The sequence below is a fragment of the Micromonospora sp. BQ11 genome (genome assembly GCF_052068135.1).
In the GTDB taxonomy this organism is placed as follows: Bacteria; Actinomycetota; Actinomycetes; order Mycobacteriales; family Micromonosporaceae; genus Micromonospora.
Genome location: NZ_JBQHDB010000035.1, coordinates 1 through 697, shown reverse-complemented (window position 1 = coordinate 697; position 697 = coordinate 1). Strand labels below are relative to the sequence as shown.

The 697-nt window shown below is 72.0% G+C and carries 2 pseudogenes; both read left to right on the top strand.

The window, feature by feature from the left end:
* Positions 1-225: pseudogene (locus ACTMSW_RS30705) on the top strand (HAD-IIIA family hydrolase); the annotation flags it as partial.
* A pseudogene (locus ACTMSW_RS30700) lies at positions 222-697 on the top strand (glycosyltransferase family 1 protein); the annotation flags it as partial. The pseudogenes ACTMSW_RS30705 and ACTMSW_RS30700, both read left to right, overlap by 4 nt.

The following is a 697-nucleotide window of genomic DNA, read 5'->3' as shown; positions in this document are numbered from 1 at the left end:
TTCGGACAGTGGGGCCCCTGGGGCGTGCCGACCGTACGCCTCGGCGACGCGAGCGCCCCCTGCCGCGACACCCGCGCCGCAACCTGCCCGGTGCCCGGGCACCCGTGCCTGAACCAGGTCGACCCGGAGGAGGTCGTCGGTGCGCTGAAGCTGCTGGGTGTGTCACCGGCGGTCGCGCGGCCGGCCCGGGCGGTCGCTGCCGTCGGCGGCGGGAGCGGCCGGTGAACATCCTGCTCTGGCACGTGCACGGCTCCTGGACGACCTCGTTCGTGCACGGCACACACCGCTACCTCATCCCCGCCACCCCCGACCGCGGCCCCTACGGCCTCGGCCGCGCCCGCACCTACACCTGGCCCGACACCGCCACCGACATCACCCCCGACGAACTGCGCTCCGCCGACATCGACCTCGTCATCCTCCAACGCCCCGAAGAAATCGACCTCACCACCCAGTGGACCGGCCGCACCCCCGGCCACCACCTCCCCGCCATCTACGTCGAACACAACACCCCCAAAGACGGCAACGTCCCCAACAGCCGCCACCCCCTCGCCGACCGCGACGACCTCCTCATCGCCCACGTCACCCACTTCAACCACCTCTTCTGGGACACCGGCACCACCCGCACCACCGTCATCGACCACGGCATCGTCCCGCCCCAGGCCGAGTACACCGGCGAACTGGACCGACTCGCCGTGGT